Source organism: Nocardioides sp. (assembly GCF_031422975.1).
GTDB lineage: Bacteria > Actinomycetota > Actinomycetes > Propionibacteriales > Nocardioidaceae > Nocardioides.
The window spans coordinates 1-3,031 of the sequence record NZ_JANPEO010000485.1 but is presented as its reverse complement, the minus strand read 5'-3'; the positions used below and the strand labels follow the sequence as shown (position 1 = coordinate 3,031).

Sequence of the window (3,031 nt, the reverse complement as noted above, 5' to 3'; positions counted from 1 at the left end):
GTCTTCGCGAGCTGGGTCTCGCGCATCCCCGAGGCGCGGTCCAGCTTCGAGCTGACCAACGGCCAGCTCGGCCTGCTGCTGCTCTCGATCGCGGTCGGCTCGCTGGTCGCCCTGCCCACGACCGGCGCCGCCATCAACCGGTGGGGGACCGTGCGCATCGTCCGCTTCGGAGCGGTCGCGGCCTCGGCCGGGATGGCGATCGCCGCGCTGGGGCTCGGCGAGGTGTTGCCCCTGTCCAGCGTCGGGCTCCTCCTCTACGGCGTGGGCATCGGCGTCTGGGACGTCGCGATGAACGTCGAGGGCGCGGAGGTCGAGCGCGGCCTGGGCCGCACGATCATGCCTCGCTTCCACGCCGGGTTCAGCGGTGGCACGGTCGTCGGTGCGCTGCTGGGTGCCGTGGCGGTCGAGCTGGACCTGCCGGCCGTGCTGCACCTCGTGGCCGTGGTCGTGCTGGCGCTGGTGGTCGTGTGGGTCACCTCGCCCAGCTTCCTGCCCATCGTCGAGACCCACGCCGAACACCGGACCTCGGCCGCCCGTGCGTGGCTCGAGCCACGCACGCTGCTCATCGGGGTGATGGTGCTCGCGCTGGCCACGACCGAGGGCACCGCCAACGACTGGCTGGCCGTCGCCCTAGTCGACGGGCACGACGTCTCGCACGCGGTCGGCGTGGCCGGCTTCGCGGTCTTCGTGGCGGCAATGACCGTCGGTCGCTTCGCCGGGACCACCCTGATCGACCGGTTCGGCCGGGTGGCAATGCTGTGGGGCACGATGGCGGCGGCGGGTCTCGGCGTCCTGCTCATCGTCTTCGGCACGCACCCGGCGCTCGTCGTGATCGGCATCGTGCTCTGGGGAGGCGGCGCGTCACTCGGCTTCCCGGTCGGCATGAGCGCCGCCGCCGACGACCCGGGCCGGGCGGCCGCCCGCGTGAGCGTGGTCTCCACGATCGGCTACGCCGCCTTCCTGGCCGGCCCACCGCTCCTCGGCTTCGTCGGGGACGAGGTCGGCACCCTCAAGGCGCTGCTCGTCGTCGCCGTACTCCTCATGCCGGCAGCCCTCGTCGTCCCGTCCGCGCGGGAGCCGCTCACCGCAGGCAGCGACCGCCGACCTGTCTGAACCCGGCCTCAGGGTGCCTGCTCGGGCGAGCGCTCGCCTCCCGGGACCCACAACACGTCGCCGTTCTCGCGGTTGGCGTGCCGGGCGAGGATGAAGACCAGGTCGGAGAGGCGGTTGAGGTAGGTGATCGCCAACGTGTTCATGGAGTCCCCGTGTTCGGCGTACGCCGCCCAGGCTGACCGCTCGGCGCGGCGGATGACGGTGCGCGAGACGTGCAGGAGCGCCGCCCCCTGGGTGCCGCCGTTGAGGATGAACGAGCGCAGGTTGGGCAGCTCGTCGTTGTAGTGGTCACACCACGCCTCGAGCCGGTCGACGTAGTCCTGCTCGATCCGCAGGGGCGGGAACTCGGGGTTCTCCACGACGGGGGTGCAGAAGTCGGCGCCGACGTCGAAGAGGTCGTTCTGCACGTGGGTGAGCACCTTGACGACGTCGTCCTCGAGGTTGCCCTGCGCCAGGGCGAGGCCGAGGGTGGCGTTGGCCTCGTCGACATCGGCGTAGGCGTGGAGGCGCAGATCGTTCTTCGTGGTCTCGCTCATGTCGCCGAGCCGGGTGGAGCCGGCGTCGCCGGTGCGGGTGTAGATACGCGTGAGGTTGACCATGGCGCCGAGCGTAGCGCCCGGGACATACCCAAAAAGGTGTGGCCTAGATGCAACGCGATGGGGTACGACTACGTCATAGTCGGTGACGGCGGTCACGTGCCGCGCGGCTTCGGGGGAGTCCAATCTCGGGACACAGGGGACAACATGATGGACATCACGATGGACGGACCGGCGTTGGTCCTGCACGGCGACTTCGACGTGCGCAGCACCTTCATGGTGCGCACGGCGATCTACGAGCGCCTCGAGGGCGGCGAGCAGGACGTCATCGTGGACATGACCGAGGTGGACACCATCGACGTCACCGCCCTCCGCGTTCTCGCCGTGGCCACCCGGCAGGCGAGCCGTTCGGGTCACCTCCTCACCCTGCGCAACTGCGGACCCTCGGTGCGCCGGATGATGCACATCTCGCGGTTGGCGCACTCGTTCTACGTCGAACGCGAGGCCGCCAGCGCCTGAGCGGGTGGGGTTCTTCACAGTTCCATCCGGTGACTGCCGGGTAACACGGGCCATACCCTGTGCCCATGACTGACAAGCAGGTCGACCCTCCGCTCGCCGAGGCCGCACGCCCCGAGAAGGATCGCCCGTGGGTGATGCGCACCTACGCCGGCCACTCCACGGCCGCCGCGTCCAACGCGCTGTACCGGGGCAACCTCGCCAAGGGGCAGACCGGCCTCAGTGTCGCCTTCGACCTGCCGACCCAGACCGGCTACGACCCGGACTCCCCGCTCAGCCGCGGCGAGGTCGGCAAGGTGGGCGTCCCGATCCCGCACCTGGGCGAGATGCGCCGCCTGTTCGAGGACATCCCGCTCACGGGGATGAACACCTCGATGACGATCAACGCCACCGCGATGTGGATGCTCGCGATGTACCAGGTCGCCGCCGAGGAGCAGAACCCGGGCATGGACGTCCGGGAGGTCGCCGCCCAGCTCGCGGGCACCACCCAGAACGACATCATCAAGGAGTACCTCTCCCGCGGGACCTACGTCTTCCCGCCGGAGCACTCCCTGCGCCTGATCAGCGACATGATCGCCTACACGGTGCACGAGATCCCCAAGTGGAACCCGATCAACATCTGCAGCTACCACCTGCAGGAGGCCGGCGCGACGCCGACGCAGGAGCTCGCCTACGCGTTGTGCACGGCGATCGCCGTTCTCGATCAGGTCCGCAACTCCGGCCAGGTCTCCGAGGACGACTTCGAGAAGGTCGTCGGCCGGATCTCGTTCTTCGTCAACGCCGGGGTGCGCTTCGTGGAGGAGATGTGCAAGATGCGCGCGTTCGTGCAGCTCTGGGACGAGCTGACCCTGGAGCGCTACGGCGTG

At 69.6% G+C, this 3,031-nt stretch carries 4 protein-coding genes; 3 read left to right on the top strand and 1 reads right to left on the bottom strand.

The genetic code is table 11. The annotated features are described in order from the left end of the window. Positions 1-1,113: MFS transporter (locus RMO85_RS14495; RefSeq protein WP_310529432.1), on the top strand; the 1,113-nt coding region annotated here is incomplete at its 5' end. An 8-nt stretch (positions 1,114-1,121) separates the two neighbouring features. On the opposite strand, the gene RMO85_RS14490 is transcribed toward RMO85_RS14495, so the two are convergent. After that, the gene (locus RMO85_RS14490; protein ID WP_310529431.1) at positions 1,122-1,712 is read right to left on the bottom strand and encodes a cob(I)yrinic acid a,c-diamide adenosyltransferase; all 591 of its coding nucleotides are present in this window, start codon (positions 1,710-1,712) and stop codon (positions 1,122-1,124) included. Positions 1,713-1,856: 144 nt separating this feature from the next. Between RMO85_RS14490 and RMO85_RS14485 the strand changes: the two genes are divergently transcribed. Continuing rightward, the gene (locus RMO85_RS14485) at positions 1,857-2,168 is read left to right on the top strand and encodes an STAS domain-containing protein (RefSeq protein WP_310529430.1); all 312 of its coding nucleotides are present in this window, start codon (positions 1,857-1,859) and stop codon (positions 2,166-2,168) included. 65 nt (positions 2,169-2,233) lie between these two features. Then, positions 2,234-3,031, top strand: a 798-nt coding sequence (locus tag RMO85_RS14480; protein WP_310529429.1) for a methylmalonyl-CoA mutase family protein, incomplete at its 3' end; no start/stop codon positions are given.

What these genes read in the sequence shown, in the direction of transcription:
- RMO85_RS14490 (WP_310529431.1), bottom strand. Translation starts at nt 1,712, where the DNA reads ATGGTCAACCTCACGCGTATCTACACCCGCACCGGCGACGCCGGCTCC.
- RMO85_RS14485 (WP_310529430.1), top strand. Translation starts at nt 1,857, where the DNA reads ATGATGGACATCACGATGGACGGACCGGCGTTGGTCCTGCACGGCGAC.